Source organism: bacterium (genome assembly GCA_024226335.1).
GTDB lineage: Bacteria > Myxococcota_A > UBA9160 > SZUA-336 > SZUA-336 > JAAELY01.
The window spans coordinates 1-1,228 of the sequence record JAAELY010000250.1 but is presented as its reverse complement, the minus strand read 5'-3'; the positions used below and the strand labels follow the sequence as shown (position 1 = coordinate 1,228).

The 1,228-nt window shown below is 58.8% G+C and carries 1 protein-coding gene; it reads right to left on the bottom strand.

Annotated features, from left to right (window positions below; genetic code table 11):
• Window positions 1–987, bottom strand: a 987-nt coding sequence (locus GY725_12925) for a hypothetical protein (protein ID MCP4005090.1), incomplete at its 3' end; no start/stop codon positions are given.
• Window positions 988–1,228: the final 241 nt, after the last annotated feature.

Sequence of the window (1,228 nt, the reverse complement as noted above, 5' to 3'; positions counted from 1 at the left end):
GTCATCGGACAGGTAATCGAGAATCGCTTGCCAAAGGTCACTCTTCCTGGGGAAATCTCCGGCGATCATGGCATCGAACCGATCCGGCTGATCGGCATGAGGCCCCTTGTCGACTTCAACAGAATAGTCCTCATCCGGACGCTCGTCTCCGACCAACGCAGCCATGATGGCGCGAAGGGAACTCTTGGAGATGCCCATTACGGCCACTTTTCCCGAAAGGCCCCATTCGTCTTTTCGCGCACGCAGCAGACGCAGCGCCCGCTTCTCGGGGAAGTGGGGGCCCGTGGGGACAGTCATCTGCCGTCCGTAGATGGTCGTGGAGGTAACGTGGTTTGCCACGTTGTCAAGGATTGCAGCGGCATAGCCGGCCATGGTCCAGGTGAAGACGTAGCACGAATTGCGATTGATCCGCGTATGCAGCGAGGGATTCTCGTGAGGGATCGTCGTTGAGATTTCCAACACGGCCGGAACGGTCGCGGTAGGTGCAGCCGGATGGATGACGTCCATGCGATGCACGATCGTACGCTTGTCGGTGCCAATCGTAGATACCTCGATATTCCGATCGATACGAAAACCTTCGGGAATCACGTAGACCCAGAGCGGATTGATCCGGTACTCGACGGTTTCCGTGCCGCGATCGACCAGGAACCTGTCGTATGTTGCAATCCGCTTCTCGTCCCACCGGATGAATTCGTCCATCAGCGGGCTGAACGACGGTTTCTCAGGGGCGATGCCTCGGTTTGCGCCGAAGACGCGATAGAGGTACAAGACATCGATGTACATATTCGCGCCGTGGGCACGCGAGTCCTTCCGGTAGTCCACCTCGACGACAAGCATGCCGTCGTTGAGAAATGATCCGATCAGTTCGTTATCCGGGACGGTCCCCAGTCGCTCGGCGGCCAAGTTCTTGACATAGACGACCATCGGCATAGGTTGCCCCGCCGGTTCGTTGGGAGCGAACGCGCGAAACTCCAGATTGCGTTTCAAGAGAGGGCTGCGAAACGTGCCGGTCTGAATGGGAGCGAGCCCGGCGGCAGCAGTGGGTGAATCAGCGCGGGCTGCCGAACACGCAACGGCGAGTGACATTGCTACGGTCAGCGCAGTGACTCGTTTGGACGAGCTCTGGCAAGTCATCTTACGATCCTTTCGTGGTGCAGGACAGCCGGCGACATATCTCTACCGCGTCCGTGATCCGGCCGTCCGGTGTTCCTGCGTCGATGTCGGCCAT